This is a genomic window from Qipengyuania qiaonensis (assembly GCF_019711515.1).
Classification (GTDB): Bacteria; Pseudomonadota; Alphaproteobacteria; order Sphingomonadales; family Sphingomonadaceae; genus Qipengyuania; species Qipengyuania qiaonensis.
In genome coordinates this window covers 304187-326929 of the sequence record NZ_JAIGNO010000001.1, presented here as the reverse complement: position 1 = coordinate 326929, position 22743 = coordinate 304187, and the positions used below count along the sequence as shown (strand labels likewise).

General features: G+C 61.1%; 20 protein-coding genes. 3 read left to right on the top strand and 17 right to left on the bottom strand.

Features of this window, described 5'->3' with window-relative positions:
- Nucleotides 1-5 precede the first annotated feature (5 nt).
- Nucleotides 6-1454: a glutamate--tRNA ligase gene (gene gltX / locus K3174_RS01560; protein ID WP_221555095.1), complete on the top strand. Its 1449-nt coding sequence runs from the start codon at nucleotides 6-8 to the stop codon at nucleotides 1452-1454.
- A gap of 10 nt (nucleotides 1455-1464) precedes the next feature.
- Nucleotides 1465-2751 carry a citrate synthase gene (locus tag K3174_RS01555; RefSeq protein WP_221555093.1) on the top strand — a complete coding sequence of 429 codons (1287 nt, stop codon included), beginning with the start codon at nucleotides 1465-1467 and terminating at the stop codon, nucleotides 2749-2751.
- Between the two features lie 193 nt (nucleotides 2752-2944).
- On the opposite strand, the gene K3174_RS01550 is transcribed toward K3174_RS01555, so the two are convergent.
- Genes K3174_RS01550 through K3174_RS01540 form a run of 3 tightly spaced genes read right to left on the bottom strand, consistent with a single transcriptional unit; the run spans nucleotide 2945 to nucleotide 6521 of the window.
- Nucleotides 2945-4345: a sensor histidine kinase gene (locus K3174_RS01550; RefSeq protein ID WP_221555084.1), complete on the bottom strand. Its 1401-nt coding sequence runs from the start codon at nucleotides 4343-4345 to the stop codon at nucleotides 2945-2947.
- A gap of 2 nt (nucleotides 4346-4347) precedes the next feature.
- Complete coding sequence (locus K3174_RS01545; RefSeq protein ID WP_221555082.1) at nucleotides 4348-5301, bottom strand: hypothetical protein; 954 nt, start codon at nucleotides 5299-5301, stop codon at nucleotides 4348-4350.
- Between the two features lie 41 nt (nucleotides 5302-5342).
- Nucleotides 5343-6521 carry a hypothetical protein gene (locus tag K3174_RS01540; RefSeq protein WP_221555080.1) on the bottom strand — a complete coding sequence of 393 codons (1179 nt, stop codon included), beginning with the start codon at nucleotides 6519-6521 and terminating at the stop codon, nucleotides 5343-5345.
- A 255-nt stretch (nucleotides 6522-6776) separates the two neighbouring features.
- Between K3174_RS01540 and K3174_RS01535 the strand changes: the two genes are divergently transcribed.
- Nucleotides 6777-9398, top strand: coding sequence for a coiled-coil domain-containing protein (locus K3174_RS01535; RefSeq protein ID WP_221555078.1), 2622 nt, complete (start codon nucleotides 6777-6779; stop codon nucleotides 9396-9398).
- Between the two features lie 3 nt (nucleotides 9399-9401).
- Here K3174_RS01535 and K3174_RS01530 read toward each other — a convergent pair whose 3' ends face one another.
- The 14 genes from K3174_RS01530 to K3174_RS01465 are packed head-to-tail and all read right to left on the bottom strand — an operon-like array spanning nucleotide 9402 to nucleotide 22707.
- Nucleotides 9402-9674, bottom strand: a complete 273-nt coding sequence (locus tag K3174_RS01530) for a DUF1467 family protein (protein ID WP_221555077.1) — start codon at nucleotides 9672-9674, stop codon at nucleotides 9402-9404.
- Between the two features lie 11 nt (nucleotides 9675-9685).
- Nucleotides 9686-11335 (bottom strand): ribonuclease J, encoded by a 1650-nt coding sequence (locus K3174_RS01525; RefSeq protein WP_221555074.1) that lies wholly within the window; start codon nucleotides 11333-11335, stop codon nucleotides 9686-9688.
- On the bottom strand, nucleotides 11332-12105 hold the full coding sequence (locus K3174_RS01520) for a type III pantothenate kinase (protein WP_221555073.1): 774 nt from the start codon (nucleotides 12103-12105) through the stop codon (nucleotides 11332-11334). The genes K3174_RS01525 and K3174_RS01520 overlap by 4 nt, the downstream gene beginning before the upstream one ends.
- Nucleotides 12106-12108: 3 nt before the next feature.
- Entirely contained in the window at nucleotides 12109-12831 is a 723-nt protein-coding gene (locus K3174_RS01515) for a biotin--[acetyl-CoA-carboxylase] ligase (RefSeq protein WP_221555401.1), read from the bottom strand.
- The gene (nuoN, locus tag K3174_RS01510; RefSeq protein ID WP_221555072.1) at nucleotides 12828-14291 is read right to left on the bottom strand and encodes an NADH-quinone oxidoreductase subunit NuoN; all 1464 of its coding nucleotides are present in this window, start codon (nucleotides 14289-14291) and stop codon (nucleotides 12828-12830) included. The genes K3174_RS01515 and nuoN overlap by 4 nt, the downstream gene beginning before the upstream one ends.
- Entirely contained in the window at nucleotides 14291-15847 is a 1557-nt protein-coding gene (locus K3174_RS01505; RefSeq protein ID WP_221555071.1) for an NADH-quinone oxidoreductase subunit M, read from the bottom strand. The genes nuoN and K3174_RS01505 overlap by 1 nt, the downstream gene beginning before the upstream one ends.
- Nucleotides 15847-17838 (bottom strand): NADH-quinone oxidoreductase subunit L, encoded by a 1992-nt coding sequence (gene nuoL, locus K3174_RS01500; protein ID WP_221555070.1) that lies wholly within the window; start codon nucleotides 17836-17838, stop codon nucleotides 15847-15849. Before nuoL ends, K3174_RS01505 begins: the two co-directional genes overlap by 1 nt.
- A gap of 6 nt (nucleotides 17839-17844) precedes the next feature.
- Nucleotides 17845-18150: an NADH-quinone oxidoreductase subunit NuoK gene (nuoK, locus tag K3174_RS01495; protein ID WP_221555068.1), complete on the bottom strand. Its 306-nt coding sequence runs from the start codon at nucleotides 18148-18150 to the stop codon at nucleotides 17845-17847.
- Complete coding sequence (locus K3174_RS01490) at nucleotides 18147-18770, bottom strand: NADH-quinone oxidoreductase subunit J (protein ID WP_221555066.1); 624 nt, start codon at nucleotides 18768-18770, stop codon at nucleotides 18147-18149. Before K3174_RS01490 ends, nuoK begins: the two co-directional genes overlap by 4 nt.
- A gap of 27 nt (nucleotides 18771-18797) precedes the next feature.
- Complete coding sequence (gene nuoI, locus K3174_RS01485; protein ID WP_221555064.1) at nucleotides 18798-19283, bottom strand: NADH-quinone oxidoreductase subunit NuoI; 486 nt, start codon at nucleotides 19281-19283, stop codon at nucleotides 18798-18800.
- On the bottom strand, nucleotides 19280-20335 hold the full coding sequence (gene nuoH / locus K3174_RS01480) for an NADH-quinone oxidoreductase subunit NuoH (RefSeq protein ID WP_221555062.1): 1056 nt from the start codon (nucleotides 20333-20335) through the stop codon (nucleotides 19280-19282). Before nuoH ends, nuoI begins: the two co-directional genes overlap by 4 nt.
- Entirely contained in the window at nucleotides 20332-20496 is a 165-nt protein-coding gene (locus K3174_RS01475) for a hypothetical protein (RefSeq protein WP_221555060.1), read from the bottom strand. The genes nuoH and K3174_RS01475 overlap by 4 nt, the downstream gene beginning before the upstream one ends.
- Complete coding sequence (gene nuoG / locus K3174_RS01470; protein ID WP_221555058.1) at nucleotides 20496-22505, bottom strand: NADH-quinone oxidoreductase subunit NuoG; 2010 nt, start codon at nucleotides 22503-22505, stop codon at nucleotides 20496-20498. The genes K3174_RS01475 and nuoG overlap by 1 nt, the downstream gene beginning before the upstream one ends.
- Complete coding sequence (locus K3174_RS01465) at nucleotides 22498-22707, bottom strand: hypothetical protein (RefSeq protein WP_221555056.1); 210 nt, start codon at nucleotides 22705-22707, stop codon at nucleotides 22498-22500. Before K3174_RS01465 ends, nuoG begins: the two co-directional genes overlap by 8 nt.
- Nucleotides 22708-22743 lie beyond the last annotated feature (36 nt).

Here is a 22743-nt window from a genome sequence, read left to right as displayed (position 1 = left end):
AGACAATGGCAAGCGATAGTGACAGCAAGGCCCCTTCGGTCGTCACCCGCTTCGCTCCATCCCCGACCGGTTATCTGCATATCGGCGGGGCACGAACCGCGCTTTTTAACTGGCTGTACGCGCGCCATCATGGTGGTCGCACGCTGCTACGCATCGAGGATACCGACAGGAAACGCAGCACACAGGACGCGATCGACATGATCATCGACGGTCTGAACTGGCTCGGCCTGGATTTCGACGACGCTCCGCTGTTCCAGTCCGACCGTGCCGAGCGCCATGCCGAAGTCGCCCGGAAACTGCTCGAGGCGGGCCATGCCTATAAATGCTTCGCCACGCCCGAGGAACTCGAGGAAATGCGCGCGCAGCAGCGCGCCAACAAGCAGCCGATGCGCTACGATCGCCGCTGGCGCGATCGCGACGAAAGCGAAGCTCCAGCAGGCGCTCCCTTCGTAATCCGTCTCAAAGTGCCAACCGAGGGCGAAACCACGATCGAGGACGCGGTCCAAGGCAAGGTCACGGTCAAGAATTCAGAGATCGACGACTACGTCCTGCTGCGCGCCGACGGCACGCCGACCTACATGCTTGCCGTGGTGGTCGATGATCACGACATGGGTGTCACACACGTCATCCGGGGCGACGATCATCTCAACAATGCGTTCAGACAGCTTCCCATCATCCGAGCAATGGATCTTATCGAGGGCGGTTGGCCCGATCCGGTCTATGCCCATGTGCCGCTGATTCACGGCCCGGACGGTGCGAAAATGTCCAAGCGTCATGGAGCGGTTGGTGTCGAGGCCTATCGCGACCAGGAAGGCGTGCTTCCCGAAGCGCTCTTCAACTACCTTTTGCGCCTCGGTTGGGGTCACGGTGACCGCGAAGAGATAACCAAGAGCGAAGCCGTCGAGCTCTTCAATCTCGATGGCGTCGGTAAAGGTCCGGCGCGCTTCGACATCAAGAAGCTGCAGAACCTCAACGGTCACTACATCCGCGAGGCCGACGATAAACGGCTGGCGGAAATCGTCGCTGCGAAGATCGGTCCGAAAGCGGATGTCGAGCTGCTGACCCAGGCTATGCCGGTCCTCAAAACGCGTGCGAAGTCCGTGAATGAACTGGCTGAGGGAGCTGCATTTCTCTTTTCCAAGCACCCGCTTGAGATGACCGAGAAGGCCGCCGGGCTGCTCGACGAAGAAGCTCGCGGGCGTCTCGCCGGGTTGTCGAAAATGCTGCACCTGCAAAACAACTGGACAATCCAGGCGCTGGAGGCCACTACGAAATCATATGCCGAGGAGCTCGAACTGGGTCTCGGCAAGCTCGCGCAGCCCATGCGCGCTGCGCTTACGGGGACAACCACGTCCCCTGGCATTTTCGATGTGCTGGTCCTGTTGGGCAAGGAAGAGTCGCTCTTGCGTATTGACGCGCAGGCCTCGCCCACAGGCACCGATGAGAACGAGTGAGGAGACACGCGTGGCCGACAAGCAGGCAACCCTCGATCTGGGTGGACAAACCCAGGAATTTCCCGTGCTGCAGGGCAGCGTCGGGCCGGATGTTATCGACATCCGCAAGCTGTACGGTGCAACCGGCAAGTTCACCTATGACCCTGGTTACAAGTCGACCGCCAGCTGCGAAAGCGCGCTTACCTATATCGACGGCGAAGAAGGGGTGCTCCTCCATCGCGGTTACCCCATCGGTCAGCTCGCCGAGCATTCGAGCTTCATGGAAGTCAGCTACCTTCTGCTGAATGGCGAACTGCCGTCGCAAGAGGATCTCGACGATTTCGTCTACACGATCACTCGACATACGATGGTGCATGATCAGTTGCGGCAATTCTACCAGGGTTTCCGCCGCGACGCGCACCCGATGGCGGTCATGTGCGGCGTGGTCGGCGCACTCTCGGCCTTCTATCATGACAGCACCGACATTTCGGATCCCGAGCAGCGCAAGATCGCGAGCCATCGTCTCATCGCCAAGATGCCGACGATCGCAGCCATGGCGTACAAGTATTCTGTCGGTCAGCCCTTCATGCAGCCGAAGAACTCGCTCAGCTACACGGGCAATTTCCTGCGCATGACCTTCGGCGTTCCGGCCGAGGAGTATGAGATCCACCCAGCCATCGAACGCGCCATGGATCGTATTTTCATCCTTCACGCCGACCACGAACAGAACGCTTCGACCTCGACTGTGCGCCTCGCCGGCTCGTCGGGGGCCAATCCGTTCGCCTGCATTGCGGCCGGCATCGCCTGCCTCTGGGGTCCGGCACATGGCGGTGCGAACGAAGCGGCGCTCAACATGCTCCAGGAAATCGGTTCGCCCGATCGAATTCCGCATTATATCGAGCGCGCCAAGGACAAGAACGATCCGTTCCGCCTGATGGGCTTCGGCCACCGCGTGTACAAGAACTACGATCCGCGTGCCACGGTCATGCAGCAGACACTGCGGGAGGTATTCGAGGCCCTGGACGTCAATGACCCCGTATTCGAAACTGCATTGCAGCTTGAGGAAATCGCGTTGAACGACGATTACTTCAGGGAAAAGAAGCTCTTCCCGAATGTGGATTTCTACTCGGGCATCATCCTCAACTCGATCGGCTTCCCGACCACGATGTTTACCGCGCTGTTCGCCTTGGCGCGCACCGTCGGCTGGGTTGCGCAGTGGAACGAGATGATTTCGGACCCCGCACAGGTCATCGGTCGTCCGCGCCAGCTCTATACCGGCCCGACCGAGCGCGACTACGTGCCAATCGACAAACGTTGATCTGCGGTTTGTACTAATGGTCTTCGGAGTAGCTTTTATGCGCTCCGAAGGCCTCTAGACGCTTCAAGGCCCCGGCATCGATAATCGGCCCGTTGGAAGCTAAATGCTGGCTGACGGGCAATGTACGATTGGCGGCAGCATTGTCTTCTTTTTCGGGCTGCTTTTCTGCGTGAGAACGCCGAGAAAGATCTGATCAACGTGCCTTATCGCGCAGCTCGTCCGCTGCCGGTACCGCCAATGTAAATCGTGCGCCTTGTCCGGGTGCGCTTTCCACGGTGAGATCTCCGTCCATGGCCCGCGCGATCCGACGCGAGATGTACAGGCCAAGACCCGATCCGCCGTCGCCACTTCGGCCAAGCCGTTCGAACTTCTCGAAAATCTGCTCCTGCTGTTCCTTCTCAAGTCCGTGCCCCTGGTCTGCCACCGTTATGAGCGCACGATTCCCGATCCGATCCAGACGAATCCAAACTTGGCTTTCGTTCGGCGAATACCGGATCGCATTGCCCAACAGGTTGAGCAGGATCTGCAGCACTCGGCGAAACTCGGCAATGGCCAACTGCCCCTCGCCGTCCGGCGGTGCTACGAGGGTGATGCCCTTCTCTCGCGCCCGGACACCGAGAATCCCGCAGGCCCTGCGGGCGACATCGGCAAGTTCGATCCGATCGGGAGCGGTAACGAAATCTTCCGATTCGACCACTTCCAGATCGGAAAGATCGTCGATCAGCGCCAGGAGATGCTGCGCGGCGGTCGCAATGTCGGCTGCGTAGGAACTGTACTCGTCTGCAAGCGGCCCGGCGAGTTTGGTTCGGATGGTTTCGGCATTGGCGATGATGCGATTGATCGGCTGGCGCAGCACAGGCGTCAGATCCCGACCGAAGGACGGCCCGTCTGCGCCGTCCGCCTCCGCCTCGGAGATCGCTCCTGCAAGCGGGCTATCGGCTGTCAAATAGAGTACAAAACCCGCACTCCCTGGCTGTGGCTGGCCCAGCGGTTCGAGATGTGCGGTCCACCTGCGAGCCGAGCCGTCGATGTCGCATTGTGTGCCGTCCAGCAAGCGCCAATGCAGCGGCTGCTGGTGTGCATTGCCCGGCAATCGCACGAAATCGGTCCAGGGCTTCCCGACATTGGCAAGTGCAACATGCGCGAATTCAGCTAGATCCGGTGCCTCGGTATCGATGGCGAGCAGGCGTTGGTTTGAATCGAGGCGCGCAGTGCAGTCGGCCAGGTGTCGGTTGATCTCCACTCGCCTTCGCGCCGCGTCGGTTTCGTTCTCGGGCGGCAGTTCATCGGTGTGCCAATTGACCACGTCGATGGTACTGCCATCGCTCTCTCCCGACCCGCCAATCGATGGTGCGATTTCAACCCAAGCCGTCACACGGTTTTCGCCATCCACTGCCTCGAACTGGCGCGCCAAGCGCAAGCCATAGCGTTGCGCTTTCTCCACCAGCGCCAGAAGCTCCGGGATCGCAATCCGCGAACCGATCGAACCGCCGCAGGCGCGTTGCAGCCGCGCAAGTACCTCGTCGGCTTCCACCAGCCTGCCATCGGCATCGGCCTTGGCATGAGCAATATAGGGGGTGCCAATGGTGGCCATCGTCAGGCGCCTCCAGCGATCGCAGCTTCGGCCAGAAGCCGGCGTGCATCTTCCGGCGGCATACCGGCGATCTCGCGCGGTGGCAGAGCCTTGGGATCGAGACGCAGCACCTGACGCTCGACCTCGGAACTGTCGAGGCCGGCCGCGCGCAAGCCGAGCGCGAGGCGTGCGGTCTGCTCCTGATTGGTCGACAATACTGCCGCAACCCGCGACTGACCCGTGCGTGCAGCCATCGCCGTAAGAAACAGCGGCGCGCCAGCTTGATCGATATCGAGCGCTCGCTGCACATCATTGCCCATTCCGCCAACGACGCGCGACAGCAGCGCGATCCGTCCGGCTCCCTCGTCATAGGCGTTGCGCAGTTTCGCTTCGGCGCGGATCATCGCATCGGACCGAAGATGACCGCCAAAGGCGCGCCAATCCATGAGCAGGTCGTGGAACAGGTCTCCCGGAAGCTCGCCGAGGGGCAACTCCATTCGGCGCTGGGTCTGCGAGAAACGAGCCTGGGCGGTCAGGGATGCCATGGCAGCGCTGGCAAGACCGTCATCTTCCGCCGCGATCAACTCCTGGATGAGCGGGGAAAGCACCGGATCGATACCGTATTGTATCTCGAGCTTCTCCGTAAGTTGCCATTCGAGCGCCAATGCATGGCAATGGGCCAGCAGAGCCGGACCGCTCAGGAGATGTTCCGCCAGCGCCTCGCCATGTCGTTCGGCAAAAGCCTCGCGCCCCGCCTGCCCTGCGGCCTCGGCCTGCGCGCGGAGTACCTGCCAGGCAAGATGCTGACACATGCCGCGTATCCGCGCGACGATTTCGTCGCTGAACAAAGAATGGTCGGGCGCAGCCAGCAAGTGCGAAAGAATGGGCCCGATGCGCGCGAGCGCCACGTTCCCGCGGGCGAGCGCGTCGCGCAGGGTTTCCTGGTCGGCAGCGTCCTCTCGAGATGCTTCAGGCATCGACATTTCTCACGAATAGCGGCGTTATGGTTAAATGCGCGTTAGTTTCGCGGTTCGGAAGTGAGAAAAAGCGTAATCAGAACAGCAGCCGATAGCACCGCTACCACCGGCTGCGCCACGCCGAAAAACACTGCCGGAACAAGCAGAACAGACAACAGCACTCTGTCTGCATAACTGCGCTTCCAACGCTTCGTGCCGATTTTTTCGCCCAGATGCAGCAAACCGAAAAGCACGGCGGGCACAAAGAGACGAAGCCACCCAGTGTCTTCCGGCGATGCCATGGCGAGAAGGACCACTAGCAGGGGATCGAGCAGAATCGTCATCGCCTGGACCAACAGAGGTACGCGCGGTCGAACCTGCCCGGCATTCGAAACCCGCCGGACCACCTCCTCCATCGCGAACAGCAACGTCGCAAGAGCGGCAAAGCCAAAACCGGGCAGCAACCACCCGGCGATTGCCAGAGACAGGCCGATCGCTCCCGCAAGGACCGAGGCCAGCGCCAGTATCTTCGGCAAGTTTCCGCCAAGCGTGTCCTGAGCGAGACGCACTCCCATTCGTTCCGCGATAGCAAGGCCCGGCGCGGCAAACGATGCTACGTCGGCATGACCCGAAACCCAGCTCCGCTCACGCGCTGCCAGCTCTTCCGGCGAAGGATCGCGCAACCAGGCGTGATCTTCCAGCAGACGCGTTTCGAGCGGATGGGTTCGCACGCCTGCCTGAAGCGCGATCCGCAGGAGGGCAGAGGGCGCATCGACATCTCCGGGAAGTTGTGCGAGATGCTCGACTGCGTTCCCTTTCACCAACAACGCCCCGGCCCATGCGAACTGGGCGTCGATCCGCTCGTATCCTCTTTGGATCGCAGGATCCTCGGGAAACACCAGAACACACGGTTTCCCGAGATAACGAAGAACCGGCTCCTCATCGGGCAGCACGCCCGGCGCAAGCACCAGTAATTCGTCGGTCGCAGTGACCAATCCAGAAAGTTTGCGCGGCTCGCGAATTGCTATGAACCGCGCTCCAGCTGCTTCGGCACGGTACTGAAGATCGATGACCTCCCGACCAACCGTATTCGCAAGGCAAGCAACGATCTCGCATCCCGCTGCCAATGCGATATCGAGCTGACGCTCTACAATGCGCGCGCCAGCGAGCATTCGGAATGGCCCCGGGACCTTGCGCGGATCGGCTTGGCCATCGAGCACTGACAGCAGGGCGGCGCGCAAGTTCAACTCCGGACAGATACTGCGAAACGAGCCATGCTTCTAAGTGCGGTACAGGGCACTCGCCAACCCGCAAGATACACTTTCCCTCAGTCTGTAATGCCCACGTGCTCATCCATGCGGTTTCAAGCCCGCATCTCCCTGCGGTCCTGCAAGCCGAGATAAAGCCGGTCAATTGGCAGGACACGGTCGCACCGCGCGAACACAGTGGTTAAATATAGTTTAAGGCCGCGAACTTTGGTGATAGATTTACAATCTATGAGAAAGCGCCCTCTGATCCAGGCCGTCGATCATTCGACGGATGAAGACACTCCGGAAATCCAGGTTTCCGAGGATGTTAACGAAGAAACATCAAGTGATGATGAAGAATTGTTTCAAGAAGAATGGCCTGAAGATGAGGAGCTCAAACCAAGACGTGGCTGGCTCGCTCCTGCGCTTGCTATCACGGTCATACTAGGCTGGACGGCCTTTTTCGGATGGGCACATCATGCCTTTATTCAAACGGGACCGACGCCCGATGGATGGTCCGCCCTTGCCACGCAATGGTCGATCCCGGTCCTGCTTGTCGTTGCGGTCTGGCTGCTCGCCATGCGCAATTCGACCCGCGAGGCGAGGCGGTTTTCGGAGGTCGCGCACGCGCTATCCACTCAATCGGCCGAACTCGAAGCGCGTCTCGTCACGGTCAATCGCGAACTGAGCCTGGCGCGCGAATTCCTGACCAGCCAGACCAGAGAGCTGGACTATCTCGGTCGCACTGCAACCGATCGACTGTCAGAGCATGCTGATCGCCTGCAATCGCTCATTGGCGAAAATGGCGATAAGGTCGAATCAATAGCACGTGTCAGCGTTAGTGCTCTGGAAAACATGGGCAAACTGCGCGACAATCTACCGGTTATCGCCAACTCGGCAAAAGATGTTTCGAACCAGATCGGTGGAGCAGGACGCGAGGCAAGAAGCCAGCTTGACGACTTGATCGAGGGCTTCGAACGGCTGAACGAATTCGGAGCGGCCAGCGAACGGCAAGTCGCGTCCCTGCGCAAACGCGTCGATGCATCGCTAGATGCGTTTGCGGCGCAAGCCGACCAGCTAGGCGACATCGCAGAACAGCGTTTCTCGGAACTGCGGAACAGTAGCGAAGCATTTCGCGGCGAGCTCGACAGTCGCGAGATTGACGCGCTGGCTTCCATCAGGAAGCGCTTCGAAAGCCTGCGAGCCGAGCTGGCCGAAACTAATGCTGCAGCTGGCGTTGAGCGCGAGGCGGCGATGGAAAGCCTCAACAATCGCCTCGAAACGGTCCGTCGGGAAAGCAAGCAATTCGCCGAGACAATCCGCGACGGAGAAGCCCATGCCTTGACGGCCTGGGCCAGTCAGATTGCGGCCATGCAGGAACGTCTGGGCGAAGCAGTCGCAGAAATTGCCAGCATCGATGAAGCCGCAACCGCTTCGGCCAGTTCCAAATTGAAAGAATTGTTCAACGAGGCAGAGAACGTGGATGCGCGGATTGCGGAACGCAACCGCTTGTTTTCTATCGAAACCGGGCGGCGACAGACCGAATTCGACGAGGCCGAAGAGGCAGCGCATACCCGGCTAACCGAGCGGCTTGCCGCACTTGATGAAACAATTGCGGAGCGTCGGGCAGCCCAGGCCGAGCAGCTTTCGCTCATCTCAGTGGAAGGCGAGGAACTCGGCGAAAGAATTGCGGCGCTGGGCGCCACATTCGAATCGGTGTCGCTGCAGGGCCGCGAAGCGCACTCCCAACTGTCCGATGGTATCGACGCGCTGAATACGAAGTTGTTGGAAAGCCGCGAAGCGCTGGACGGCACGGACATGGCAGTAGCGGCCTTGACCGATGCAAGCGTGAGGTTGCTTGAGCTCATCCAGGCCAGCGCGAAGCACGGTCGAGAAGACCTACCCGTCGCCATAGAGGAGAGCGAAGCACGCCTTGCCGAGATCGAAAGGCGTGCGACCGAAGTGAAAAGCTTGCTCGATCAAGCAAAGTCGACGGGCGAAGCGCTTACTTCGAGCATGGATGCTGCGGAGGTTCGGAGCCGCGAGGCCATAGCTGGAGTAGACCATTTCCAAGCCCACTTCGGCGAAACCGCGGCAGCTCAGGTCGACGGGATTGAGCGTCTGCGCGCAAGTGTTGCTGCACTGGGCGACGAAAGCGCCACCGTGTCCGCTCGCGCCCAAGGAGAATTGCGCGACGCGATCGCAACCCTGGAAGGCAGCGCGCGCAACGCTTTGACGGCCATCGAAACCGAACAGGCCGAGCGTATTAAGAGCATTGCTGAGAATGTCGGCGCACAAAGTGCCGAGGCCATCGACAAGGCACTGCGGGAGCATACCGAGGAAGCGATCTCCTCGCTCGATCGCGCCACGGAGCGTTCGGCGGAGACCGGACGCGAAGTTACACGACAGCTGCGCGACCAACTGGCCAAGGTCAACGAACTTGCCGGCAATCTCGAGAGCCGCATCGCCCATGCCCGCGAACGTGCGACCGAAGATGTCGGCAACGATTTCTCTCGCCGGGTCGCTCTGATCACCGAGAGCCTGAACTCGAATGCCATCGATATCGCGAAGGCTTTGTCGACCGAAATCACGGACACGGCATGGGCAAGTTATCTGCGGGGCGATCGCGGAATTTTCACCCGCCGGGCCGTTCGTCTGCTGGACAATACCGAAGCGCGCGAGATCGCTGAGCTATACGACAGCGATCACGATTTTCGTGAGCATGTCAGCCGTTACATCCATGATTTCGAGGCGATGCTCCGCACCATGTTATCGACCCGAGATGGCAATGCCGTCAGCGTTACATTGCTCAGCAGCGACATGGGTAAGCTCTATGTTGTGCTGGCGCAGGCCCTGGAACGCCTGAGGTAGCGATCATTCCGCCCAAGGGCCCCAGAACATCAGATCATCGACAGTGATCCACGCGTAAATGTAGTTCAGTACATAGGCGGCGGTGACAAGAACGGCGAGTAAGGCTGCACGCAATAGCACCCTCCCGCCGCGAAACTCCACGGGCGCACTGTCGGCCTGCCCGGGTACTTTTTCGACCCCCGCCTCGTCGTGGGTCCGTACGCCGAACGGTAGCAGCACGAAGGCGCTGAACACGAAGAACAGGAAATAGATCGCAAGAATGCTGGTCCATTGCATCGGTGCGTCTCCTAGAGATTCGGCACGATAACGCGGACTTGCGGACGCTTGCCCGACCAGCGCTGGGCGGCACGGCGCGCCGCAAGACGCGCGGCTTCATGGACGCTGGCCTCCGAGCGGCGATCGGCTCCGCGCAGCTTGGCTATCGCATCGCGGATATCGCTACTCGCTTCGGTCACAAAGTCCTCGTAATCCTCGTCGAGAGGCAATCCGAGACTGTCGATACGCGGATTGAGATCGCCATCGAGCGCGACGATCAGAACGCCCTCGCGCATGATCCGACGACGCATGGCTATGGCCTCGCCATCGGCGGGAACGATGATGTCGCCATCGAGAACGAGCCGCCCTGCCCGCACCTCCGCGATCTTGCCCGGAGCCCCAGGCGCGAGCCGGACGATGTCGCCGTTCTGCTGGACTACCTGGTCGGGGATACCGTTCGCCTTCCCCAACCTGCCCTGTTCCTGCATGTGTCGCATCTCGCCATGCACCGGGACAAGAATGTCCGGCCGCAGCCAGCCATAGAATGCCTCGAGCTCCGGTCGCCCCGGATGCCCCGAGACATGAATCATGCTTTGTCGGTCGGTGACCATGGTAATCCCGCGCGCTGCAAGCCGGTTCTGTACCGCGCCGATGGCAATCTCGTTGCCGGGAATCTGGCGACTGGAGAACAGTACCACATCGCCACTGACCAGTTCGAGGGGGTGGTTCTCTTCGGCAATGCGGGCGAGTGCAGCACGCGGTTCCCCCTGCCCGCCCGTCGCGAGGATCAGAACCTCACCGCGCGGCAGGCCCATTGCCGTATCGAAATCGACAAGATCGGGCAGGTCCTGCAAATAGCCGTTGTCTTGCGCCACCTCAATGATGCGGTCGAGCGAACGGCCGGCCACGCATAGCTGGCGGCCGGTCTCGCGCGCGACGTCGCCGAGTGTCTGGAGGCGTGCAACATTGCTGGCGAAGGTTGTAACCAGAACGCGTTTTCCGGTGTGACGTTGTACTTCTTCCAGCAACCCCTTGTGCACCGCGCCTTCCGATCCGCTGGGCGCGGGGTTGAAGACGTTGGTACTGTCGCAGACGAGCGCGAGCACGCCCTCATCGCCAATCGCGGTCAGCTCTTCTTCGGTGGTCGGCTCGCCAATGATCGGGTCTTCGTCGAGCTTCCAGTCGCCCGTGTGGAAAATGCGGCCGTGCGGGGTATCGATCAGCAGCGCGTTGCCTTCGGCAATAGAGTGCGCGAGCGGGATGTAGGTGATCTCGAACGGTCCGACTTCGAAGCTGCCATGATCGTCGTCAACCACCTTGAGTTCGATCTGATCGACGATGCCTGCCTCTTCCAGTTTCCTTCGGACGAGATCGGCGGTGAACGGCGTCGCGTAGATCGGAACACCCAGATCGGCGGCGAAATAGGGTACGGCACCGATGTGATCTTCGTGGGCGTGCGTCAGCACGATCGCCTCGAGCTTGTCGGCCCGCTCCTCGATGAATTCGATGTCGGCGAAGACGAGGTCGACGCCGGGATACTGATCGCCCGAAAAGGTCATCCCGAGGTCGACCATCAGCCAGCGACCCTGACACCCGTAAAGGTTGACGTTCATGCCGATCTCGCCCGATCCACCGAGCGCGAGGAAAAGCAGTTCGTCTTCCGGGGTAAAATCTTTCTTCAAGCCGAACGCTCCGCAAGAATGGCCAGACCTTCGAGCGTGAGGTCTGCATCGACCAAGTCGAACAGATCGGTGTGCTCGTCGAACAATATCGCCAACCCGCCGGTCGCGACGACCCTGACCGGTCGACCGATTTCCTTCTTCATGCGCGCGATCAGACCTTCGATCAGCGAGACGTAGCCCCAGAAGACGCCGATCAGCATCTGATCCTCCGTGTTCCGGCCGATAACGCTGTCGCTACCCGGCTTCTCGATGGCGATGCGCGGGAGCTTCGCGGTATTGCCCACCAGCGCATCGAGCGAAAGATTGATGCCGGGCGCGATGATCCCGCCTTTGTAGGCACCGTTGAAATCGACCGCGTCGAATGTCGTCGCGGTGCCGAAATCCACCACGATCAGATCGCCGTCATATTTGGCATGCGCGGCAAGCGTATTCAGGGCCCTGTCCGCACCGAGCGAACTGGGTTGTTCGATATCCAGCTCGAAGCCCCATTCGGCACCGCCCTGCCCTGCGATAAGCGGCGTAATACCGAGATATTTCTCGGACAGAACCGTGAGATTGTGAATGGCGCGCGGTACCACCGAGCCGATGATGACCTGCGTGATATCCTCCGTACTGAAGCCCTGAAACTCGGCGAGCTGAAGCAGCCACACGGCGTATTCGTCACCCGTCCTGCGCGGATCGGTGGCGATCCGCCAGCGAGCCTTGATCTCGCGCCCCTCGAACAAGGCGAAAACCACATTGGTGTTTCCGACATCGGCCGCCAGCAGCATGGTTCAGTTCCCCTGGTTCACGAGCATCACATCGCCCGCGTGGATGGCACGGACCGTGCCATCCGCCAAGCGTAGTAAAAGGGCCCCATCCGCCATAAGCCCATCGAAAGTGCCCACGATCCTGTCCTCGCCCGGGGGATTCACCGTCAACTCCGTACCCCGGGAATGCGCCACACTTTCCCAGCGACGGATCAACGGTTCGAGCCCATAGGTACGCCAGCGGTCGATTTCCCGGTCGAACGCCGATGCCAGCGTCCGAGCGAAAAGATCGCGGTCGGGCGCTGGACCGAAAGCCGAAAGAGCGATGGTCTCGCGATCGGGCAAATCGGGGGGCGCCGCCAGATTGACACCCATTCCGACGACAATCGCCGGCCCTTCCCGTTCCAGCAGGATTCCCGCCAGCTTGGCATGATCCAGCAGCAGATCGTTCGGCCATTTGAGCTTCAACCGGCCCGGCTCGGCAAGGAGGCCCGACACCGCCTCATATCCCGCAATACCGGCCACCAGAGCCAGCGTTGCCGGATTGGGATCGCGCGGCGAAAGATGGACCACGGTAGAGCCCATGAAATTGCCGGTGCCGTCGAACCAGGTCCTGCCCTGCCGCCCTCGCCCGGCCGCCTGACGGTCTGCGACCAGCCAATGGCCTTCTGGCACCACCTCGCCCGCACGCAATCGTGTCGCAAGGTCTGAATTGGTCGAACCGGTTTCGGTGACGAAGCGGATCACATCGCGGCGACGAACGAGGCTGCCGCCTGCGCAGTCCATTCACCCAGCGGAATGGTCAGCAGATAGCCGAGCGGCGAGATGATCGCCACGCAGATGGCCAATACCGCCCAATGGCTCAACGGACTTGTCGTCTCGATCTCGCGCGTGGGCTCGTCGAAGAACATCACCTTGATGAACTTGAGGTAGTAGAAAGCGCCGATCACGCTTGCCGCGATGCCGATGGCCGCCAGGGCGACGAGGTTGGCCTGAACGGCTGCCTGGAAGACCACGAACTTGCCCCAGAAGCCGAACAGGGGCGGAATGCCCGCCAGGCTGAACATCACTGCCAGAAGCGACCATGCCAGCGCCGGGCGCTTTGTCGAAAGGCCCGAAATATCCGCGAAGGTCTCGAGATTGGTGCCGTCGGGTGCGCGCAGCATCAACAGCGCGGTGAAGCTGCCGACCGTCATGGCGACATAGATCGCCACATAGGTCAGCGAAGCGGCTACGCCTGCTTGTGTCGCCGCGGCAAGGCCTATCAGGATGAAGCCGACATTGTTGATCGAGGAATAGGCGAGCAGGCGCTTGAGGTTCTGCTGGCCGATGGCGCCCAGCGCGCCGACCACGATCGAGGCCAGTGCGGAGAATATGACAATCTGGCGCCAGCTGTCCACCTCGCCGGCGAAGGGGTCCATCGCCATGCGCAGCAGCATGCCCATCGCCGCGACCTTTGGAGCGCTGGCGAAGAATGCGGTGACCGGCGTGGGAGCGCCCTCATAAACGTCGGGCGTCCACATGTGGAACGGCACCGCGCTGACCTTGAATGCCAGGCCGGCGAGCACGAACACCACACCGAACAGCGCACCGGTCGAGAAGTTGGTTTCGAACGCTGCCCGGATGCCTTCGTAATTGGTCGATCCGGTAAATCCATAGACCAGGCTGACGCCGTAGAGGATGATGCCGGAGGCCAGTGCGCCGAGAACGAAATATTTAAGCCCCGCTTCGCTCGACCGGCCATCCTGTTTCAGGAAACTGGCCAGGACGTAGCTCGACAGGCTCGACATCTCGAGGCCGATATAGAGCGTCATCAGGTCGGTCGCGGATACCATCATCCCCATGCCGACCGCATTGAACAGCAGCAGGACGGGGTATTCCGCACGATAGCTGCCCGATTGCGCGAAGAATCGCGGAGTGACGACGAGAACCGCGGCGGACGCGAGATAGATCAGGATCTTGGCGAAGCTGCCGAAAGCATCGGCCCGGTAAAGATCGCCAAAAGCGCGACCCGCGACTTCGCTTGTTGCCCGGTCGAACAGGCCGATACTGAAAATCGCCGCGCCGATCAGCGCGGCAACGCTGACCATGGTGAGAAGACGCGCCGATTTCGTGCCGCCCCATGCGGCAACCAGCAGCAGAACCAGTCCGGTCAGCGACAGGCCGATTTCGGCGCCCGTCAGGTATAGAGAGGTTGCGTAGCTCATCAGTGCGCTCCCTCTTCACCGTGGCCTTCGCCATGCGCAGGCGCGACGTAGTTCGCATTATGCTCGCGCGGCGTGCCGATCACATTGTCGGCATCGAAATCGGGGGCGGCCCGCGCGATACGCGCTTCGAGTGCAGCGATGTCCTGACGCATGGGGGCAAGGAAGCTTTCCGGATAGACGCCCATCCACAGCACCGCGGCTGCGATGGGGGCAAGCATGGCCCATTCGCGGGCATTGAGATCGGGCATCGCGGCCGCATCGGCGTTCTTCTGATCGCCGAATGCCACGCGGCGATAGAGGTAGAGCATATAGGCAGCACCGAGGATGATGCCGGTGGTGCAGACCAGCGTCACCAGCGTCGAGACCTTGTAGATCCCCGCCAGCGCAAGGAATTCACCGATGAAGTTGCTGGTGCCCGGCAAGCCGATGCTGGCCATGGTGAACAGCAGGAAGAACAGTGCATATTTCGGCATGTTGATCGACAGCCCGCCATAGCGTGCGATCTCGCGCGTATGCAGGCGGTCGTAGATGACGCCGACGCACAGGAACAGCGCGCCCGACACCAGGCCGTGGCCGAGCATGACCATCATCGCGCCTTCGATACCCTGTACGTTGAAGGCAAACAGGCCAACCGTCACGATCGCCATATGCGCGACCGAGGAATAGGCGATCAGCTTCTTCATATCGTTCTGCACCAGGGCGACGAGCGACGTATAGATCACGGCGACCATGGAGAGGATGTAGACCAGCCATGCGAACTGCTCGCTCGCTTCGGGGAACATCGGCAGGCTGAAACGGATGAAACCATAGCCGCCCAGCTTCAGCAGGACACCGGCGAGAATCACCGAACCGGCGGTGGGCGCCTGAACGTGCGCATCGGGCAGCCAGGTATGGACCGGCCACATCGGCATCTTCACCGCGAAGCTGGCGAAGAAGGCCAGCCACAGCCAGGTCTGCGCGGCGGGCGGGAAGTCGTAGTTCAGCAGCGTCGGTATATCGGTGGTGCCCGCTTCGTTCACCATCCACATCATGGCGATCAGCATCAGGACCGAGCCGAGCAGCGTGTAGAGGAAGAACTTATACGAGGCGTAGATGCGGTTATCGCCGCCCCACACGCCGATGATCAGATACATCGGGATGAGGCCGGCTTCGAAGAAGATGTAGAACAGGAACATGTCCTGCGCGGCGAAAACGCCGATCATCAGTACTTCCATCAGTAGGAAGGCACTCATGTATTCGCCGACGCGCTTTTCGATCGCATCCCAACTGGCGAGGATGCAGATCGGCATCAGGAAGACGCTGAGCATGATCAGCATCAGCGCAATGCCGTCGATACCGAGCGCATAGCTGAAGCCGGCGAAGATTTCCGCCCGCTCGACGAACTGCCACTGCGCGCCGCCGATCTCGAAATTCATCCAGAGAACGATACCGAGAACCAGGTTCAGCAGAGTGGCGACAAGCGCGACCATGCGCGCGCTTTGCGCACCCAGGAACAGACAGGCCATTGCACCGGCCAAGGGGATGGCGAGCATCAGGGAAAGGATGGGGAACTCCATCAGAACAGCACCCAGGTGACCGCGGCGACGAGGCCGAGAAGCATCACCAGCGCATAGCTATAAAGATATCCGGTCTGGAACTTGCGTGCGCCCACGGCGCCCTTCTCGACCACCCAGGCGACGCCGTTGGGGCCGAAGCGGTCGATCGTGCCGATATCGCCGAGTTTCCAGAACTGGCGGCCGAGCCAGAAGGCCGGGACCACGAAGAGATAGTGATAAAGCTCGTCGAAATACCACTTGTTGTAGAGGAAGCGGTAGACCGGGCCGAGCTGTTCGGCGGTCTTCGCCGGGATGCTGGTGTCCTTGATATAGGCGTACCAGGCGACGAACAGGCCGATCAGCATCACGATGAACGCGGCGTACTTCACCAGATAGGGCACGCCGTGCATCGCGTGGATCAGCGGCTCGTTGTAGAAGATCGAGCTGCCCCAGAAAGCAGCGCTGTCGAGGAAAGTCGGCGCGAAGATCTGCCCGGCCAGCACCGCACCGATCGACAGGACGCCGAGCGGGATGAGCATGGTCAGCGGGCTTTCGTGCGGGTGATAACCGCCCGTAGTGTCCTCGCCAGCCTGCTCCGGCGTCTTGTGAACGCTGTGCTGGATGTGCTCGCTTTCGATCCAGCGCGGCTTGCCCCAGAAAGTCAGGAACATCAGGCGCCAGCTATAGAAACTTGTCAGCAGCGCCGCGAAAACACCCATCCAGAAGGCGAAATTGCCCAGTTCGGTCCTGCGTGCGAAGGCGACCTCGATGATTGCATCTTTCGACCAGAAGCCGGCAAAGCCCGCGCCGAGGTGATAGATGCCCACACCGGTGATCGCCAGCGTCCCGGCCATCATCGCCCAGAAGGTCAGCGGGATGTGCTTACGCAGCTCGCCATAATAGCGCATGTCCTGTTCGTGATGCATCGCATGGATGACCGAGCCTGCGCCGAGGAACAGCAGTGCCTTGAAGAAAGCGTGCGTGAACAGGTGGAACATGGCCGCGCCATAGGCGCCGACGCCCGCGGCGAAGAACATGTAGCCGAGCTGCGAACAGGTCGAATAGGCGATGACGCGCTTGATATCCCACTGCGTCGTACCGACCGTGGCGGCGAAGATGCAGGTCGCCGCACCGACGAAGGTCACCATGCCGAGCGCGACCGGCGCCGTTTCGAACATCGGTGACAGGCGGCAGACCATGAACACGCCCGCCGTCACCATGGTGGCGGCGTGGATCAGCGCGGAAACCGGCGTCGGACCTTCCATCGCATCGGGCAGCCAGGTGTGCAGGCCGAGCTGCGCCGACTTGCCCATCGCGCCGATGAACAGGAGAATGCACAATACGTCCATCGTCTGGACGCTGTAGCCGAGGAAACCGATGGTCGCCCCGCTCATGCCGGGTGCAGCCGCGAGGATCTCACTGATCGAGACCGTGTCGAACACCAGATAGGTGCCGAATATCCCCAGCATGAAGCCGAGATCGCCGACGCGGTTGACCACGAAGGCCTTGATTGCGGCGGCATTCGCGCTGGGCTTCTTGAACCAGAAACCGATGAGCAGGTAGGATGCGAGACCCACCCCTTCCCATCCGAAGAACATCTGGACAAGGTTGTCGGCGGTCACCAGCATCAGCATGGCGAAGGTGAAGAGCGAGAGATAGGCGAAGAACCGCGGCTGGTCCGGATCTTCCTCCATATAGCCCCAGCTATAGAGGTGGACGAGCGCCGAAACAGTGTTGATCACCACCAGCATGACCGCGGTCAGCGTGTCGACCCGCAGCGCCCAGTCGAAGGCGAGCGTACCCGACTGCACCCATTTGAGCACCGGCACCACTGTCGGTTCTGCGGTTCCGCCCACGAAGCCGAGAAAGATCGGCCAGCTCAAAGCGGCACTGATGAACAGCGCGCCGGTCGTGATCGACTTGGCGAACACGCTCGGCGCGGCCTTGTTGGTCAGGCCGGCGACGATTGCCGCGACGAGCGGCAGGAAGACGATAAGTAGTATCGGATGCACCGGGGCTTATCCCTTCAGCCGGTCGACGTCGTCGACCGCGATCGTGCCGCGGCCACGGAAATAGATGACGAGAATGGCGAGCCCGACGGCTGCTTCGCCCGCGGCGACGGTCAGCACGAACATGGCGAAGACCTGCCCCACCAGATCGCCGAGGAAAGCGCTGAAAGCCACCAGCTGGATGTTTACCGACAGCAGGATCAGTTCGATCGCCATCAGGATGACGATGATGTTCTTCCGATTGAGGAAGATGCCGAGCACGCCGAGCACGAAGAGGATCGCGCTGACGACGATGTAGTGTTCGATGCCGATCACAGCTCGACCCCTTCGCCCACGGTGGGCTGCTTCATGACCGTTGCCTCGTTCGGATTGCGACGCACCTGCTTGGTGATGTTCTGCTGGCCGCGCGCGCCATCGGGTCGCTGGCGGTGAGTCAGCACGATCGCGCCGACCATGGCGACGAGCAGGATGAGGCCCGCCGCTTCGAACAGGAACAGATAGTCGCGATAGAGCACCGCACCGATACTGGCGGTGTTCGAGGCATCGAGGATCGGTGCAGCCGCTCCGCTCGCGACGCCGAGTTCGATCCGCCCGGCCTGGTATGCCCCTATGCCGAAGATCAGTTCGGCCGCGAGGACCAGCGCAATCGCGATGCCGAGCGGGAAATTCTTCACGAAACCGGCGCGCAGCGAAGCGAAATCGATGTCGAGCATCATCACGACGAACAGGAACAGGACCGCGACCGCCCCGACATAGACGATCACCAGCAAGGCGGCGATGAATTCGGCGCCGACGAGGACCATCAGACCCGCAGCGTTGAAAAATGCGAGAATCAGCCACAGCACCGAATGCACCGGGTTGCGCGCCATGATGACCATGACAGCGCTGGCGATCACAAGCGCAGCGAACAGGTAGAAGGCGAGAGTTTGTATCATGACCCCTGTGTCTCGTTGGCGCGGCGGTTAGCGATATGGCGCATCGGCTTCAAGGTTCGCGGCGATCGCCCGCTCCCACTTGTCCCCGTTCGCCAGCAGCTTGGCCTTGTCGTAGAGCAGTTCCTCGCGCGTTTCGGTCGCATATTCGAAGTTCGGCCCTTCGACGATGGCATCCACCGGGCAGGCTTCCTGGCAGAAGCCGCAATAGATGCACTTCGTCATGTCGATGTCGTAGCGCGTGGTACGTCGGCTGCCGTCCTCGCGCGGTTCGCTCTCGATGGTGATCGCCTGTGCGGGGCACACGGCCTCGCACAGCTTGCAGGCGATGCAGCGCTCTTCCCCGTTGGGGTAACGGCGCAGCGCATGCTCGCCGCGGAACCGGGGCGAGATCGGGTTCTTTTCAAACGGGTAGTTGATCGTCACCTTGGGCTTGAAGAAGTATTTCAGCGTGAGGGCATGCGCCTTCACGAACTCCCACAGGGTGAACGATTTTACGAGATGCGCGACGCTCATGCGGCGGCTCCATAGTGGCCGGTGGCCATCAAATATCCGGAAATGACGACGACGAAGATGAGGCTCATCGGCAGGAACACCTTCCACCCCAGGCGCATCAGCTGGTCGTAGCGATAGCGCGGCACAGTGGCCATGACCCAGCTGAACATGAAGAAGAAGAAAAATGCCTTGAGCAGCAGCCACACGATGCCGGGCACGTAGTAGAGCGGCGCCCAGTCGATCGGCGGCAGCCATCCGCCGAAGAACAGCAGTGCATTGAGCATGCACATCAGCAGGATGTTGGCATATTCGCCCAGCCAGAACATGGCGAAGGCCATCGAGCTGTATTCGGTCTGGTACCCGGCCACGAGCTCGCTCTCGGCCTCGGTCAGGTCGAACGGGACGCGCTGCGTCTCGGCGAGCGAGGAGATGAAGAACACCACCCACATCGGGAACAGCAGGATATTGAAGAAATAGCCGTTGATGATGCCGAACCCGTGGCCCTTCTGCGCCATCACGATATCGTTCAGATTGAAGGTCCCCGCCCACAGCACCACGCACACCAGGATGAAGCCGATCGAGACTTCGTAGGAAATCATCTGTGCCGCGGCACGCATGGCCGAGAAGAACGGGTATTTCGAGTTCGACGCCCATCCCGCCATGACCACGCCATAAACCGACAGCGAACTGATCGCGAGGATGTAGAGCAGACCGACATTGATATTGGCGAGTACCGCCGTTTCGCTGAACGGAATCACCGCCCAGGCTGCCAGCGCCACAGTGAAGGTGACGATCGGCGCGATGATGAAGATGCCCTTGTTGGCGGCCGAGGGAATGATGGTTTCCTGCAACATCACCTTGAGCGCATCGGCAAAGCTTTGCAGCAGGCCGAACGGACCGACCACATTGGGCCCGCGCCGCAGATTGATTGCCGCCCAGACCTTGCGATCGACATAGATGACCATGGCAACTGCCAGCATCACCGGCAATGCGATCAGGAGGATCCCGGCGAAGGTCGCGACGAACCATGCCCATTCATAGGTCATGCCGAGCGATTGGAAGAATTCGGTCATTTCTGCTTCCTGCCCTTCTCCACCTTCTCGCGGGCGGAATAGGCTTCGTTGCGCCAGCCATTGGCCGCGCTCGACTTGTTGCTGCTGTCGGTGCGGAAACCGCGCCATACGGCGAGACCGCTTACACCGAGAATTGCTAAGGGAATGATCGGAGAAGCCATTATTCGGCGGCCTCCGCCAGTTCGCCACCGCCGAGCAGTTCGCTCGAACATTGCTGCATCACCGAGCTCGCGCGGGCGATCGGATTGGTGAGATAGAAATCCCTTATCGGATAGGCCGATATGGTTCCTTCGGCCTTTGCCTTGGCATCGGCCTTGGGGAATGCACCGTAATCCGCCAGACCCTCTTCACCCAGCGCGGGGACTTCGGCGATCATAGCACCCTGAAGCTGCGCAAAGCTGTCGAAGCCCACATTCACGCCCAGCGCATCGGCTAGCGCCCGCAGGATCGTCCAGTCCTCGCGCGCATCGCCCGGCGCGAACACGGCCTTTTCGGCAAACTGCACGCGGCCTTCGGTGTTGACGTAGGTCCCGTCCTTCTCGGCATAGCTCGCACCCGGAAGGACGATGTCCGCCGCATGTGCGCCCTTGTCGCCATGATGGCCGATATAGACCTTCAGCGCATCGGCGAATGGTTCGAAATCCATCTCGTCCGCGCCCAGGCTGACAACCACCTTGGGTTTGGCTTTGACGATGTCTTTCATGCCGCCCTTCTGCGCGAAACCGAGCATCAGCCCGCCCATGCGCGCGGCGCTGAAGTGCAGCACGTTGAACCCTTTCCAGCCATCGCGAACCAGCTTGAACTTTTCCGCAAAAGCCAGTCCGGCGCCGAGCGCACCCCTGGCCAGCGCCGCACCGCCCATGATGATGGCCGGGCGCTCGGCGCCCTTGAAGGCTTCGGCAACCTCCTTGGGCAGCTTGCCGAGAACCGACAGGTCCTCGCCAAGGAACTCGGCCGGATAGGTCGTGTCCCAGTAAGGCCCGACGACGAAGACCTTCGCACCGCGCTTCACCGCTTTGCGGATGCGCACATTCACCAGCGCGGCTTCCCAGCGGATGTGGCTGCCGACGATCAGGATCGCGTCCGCCGCCTCGATACCTGCAAAGGTCGAATTGAAATTGACCGCTGCGAGGTTCGAAACGTCGTAATCCATGCCGGTCTGGCGGCCTTCGATCAGTTTCGAACCGCAAGCCTTGAGCAGCGCCTTGGCCGCGAACATCGTTTCGCAATCGACCATGTCGCCGGCGATCGCCGCGATATCCTTGCCCGGCTTGGCCTTGGCGATGGCCTTGAAGGCTTCGTCCCAGCTCGCCGGCTGCAGCTTCCCGCGCTTGCGCATGAACACCTTGTCGAGGCGGCGCTTCGACAGGCCGTCGACCTGATAGCGCGCCTTGTCGGAAATCCATTCCTCGTTGACGTCGTCATTGATGCGCGGAAGTGCGCGCATGACCTCGCGGCCGCGGCTGTCGAGGCGGATATTCGCGCCCACCGCATCGGACACGTCGATGCTGAGCGTCTTCTTGAGTTCCCACGGACGCGCCTCGAAGGCATAGGGGCGGCTGGTGAGCGCGCCGACCGGGCAGAGGTCGATTACATTGGCCGACAGTTCATGCTCCGCCGCCTGTTCGAGATAGGTGGTGATCTGCATGTCCTCGCCGCGACCGACCGCGCCGATTTCGTCCACACCCGCGATTTCCTCGCTGAAACGCACGCAGCGGGTGCAGTGGATGCAGCGGGTCATGACTGTCTTGATCAGCGGGCCCATATACTTCTCGGTGACCGCGCGCTTGTTTTCCTCATAGCGCGTGGCGCCGCGACCATAGGCAATCGACTGGTCCTGCAGATCGCATTCGCCGCCCTGATCGCAGATCGGGCAGTCGAGCGGGTGGTTGATGAGGAGGAACTCCATCACCCCTTCGCGCGCGGTCTTGACCATCTGGCTGTCGGTGCGGATTTCCTGCCCTTCGGTGGCGGGCAGCGCGCAGCTAGCCTGCGGCTTGGGCGGCCCCGGCTTCACCTCGACCAGGCACATGCGGCAATTGCCCGCGATGCTCAGCCGCTCATGATAGCAGAAGCGCGGAATTTCCTTCCCCGCCAGCTCGCACGCCTGAAGCACGGTCGCGCCGTCGGGTACGTCGATTTCCTGTCCGTCTACGGTGACTTTAGGCATGGCGATCGACCTTGTTTTTCAGGAGCCATTTGATGTCGGCCAGATACTGGACGCCAACTGCGGCGCACGCGAGGAGTGCGGCGAAGACCACGCCCGCGACAATTTGCCTCTGGGCATAGCCAGGATCCTTGAACGATCCTTCGGTTACAAGTTGCAAGAGATGGCTGCCTGCTTCGTGAAAGAACAACACGATCGCCGACACACCGATAAGAAGTGCAAATTTCGACAAGGGCTCCTC

Excerpts from the sequence above, each read along its gene's own strand:
- gltX (WP_221555095.1), top strand. The coding sequence starts at position 6 with ATGGCAAGCGATAGTGACAGCAAGGCCCCTTCGGTCGTCACCCGCTTC.
- K3174_RS01550 (WP_221555084.1), bottom strand. The coding sequence starts at position 4,345 with ATGGCCACCATTGGCACCCCCTATATTGCTCATGCCAAGGCCGATGCC.
- K3174_RS01545 (WP_221555082.1), bottom strand. The coding sequence starts at position 5,301 with ATGCCTGAAGCATCTCGAGAGGACGCTGCCGACCAGGAAACCCTGCGC.
- K3174_RS01535 (WP_221555078.1), top strand. The coding sequence starts at position 6,777 with ATGAGAAAGCGCCCTCTGATCCAGGCCGTCGATCATTCGACGGATGAA.
- K3174_RS01530 (WP_221555077.1), bottom strand. The coding sequence starts at position 9,674 with ATGCAATGGACCAGCATTCTTGCGATCTATTTCCTGTTCTTCGTGTTC.
- K3174_RS01520 (WP_221555073.1), bottom strand. The coding sequence starts at position 12,105 with ATGCTGCTGGCGGCCGATGTCGGAAACACCAATGTGGTTTTCGCCTTG.
- nuoN (WP_221555072.1), bottom strand. The coding sequence starts at position 14,291 with ATGAGCTACGCAACCTCTCTATACCTGACGGGCGCCGAAATCGGCCTG.
- K3174_RS01505 (WP_221555071.1), bottom strand. The coding sequence starts at position 15,847 with ATGGAGTTCCCCATCCTTTCCCTGATGCTCGCCATCCCCTTGGCCGGT.
- K3174_RS01490 (WP_221555066.1), bottom strand. The coding sequence starts at position 18,770 with ATGATACAAACTCTCGCCTTCTACCTGTTCGCTGCGCTTGTGATCGCC.
- nuoI (WP_221555064.1), bottom strand. The coding sequence starts at position 19,283 with ATGAGCGTCGCGCATCTCGTAAAATCGTTCACCCTGTGGGAGTTCGTG.
- nuoH (WP_221555062.1), bottom strand. The coding sequence starts at position 20,335 with ATGACCGAATTCTTCCAATCGCTCGGCATGACCTATGAATGGGCATGG.
- K3174_RS01475 (WP_221555060.1), bottom strand. The coding sequence starts at position 20,496 with ATGGCTTCTCCGATCATTCCCTTAGCAATTCTCGGTGTAAGCGGTCTC.
- nuoG (WP_221555058.1), bottom strand. The coding sequence starts at position 22,505 with ATGCCTAAAGTCACCGTAGACGGACAGGAAATCGACGTACCCGACGGC.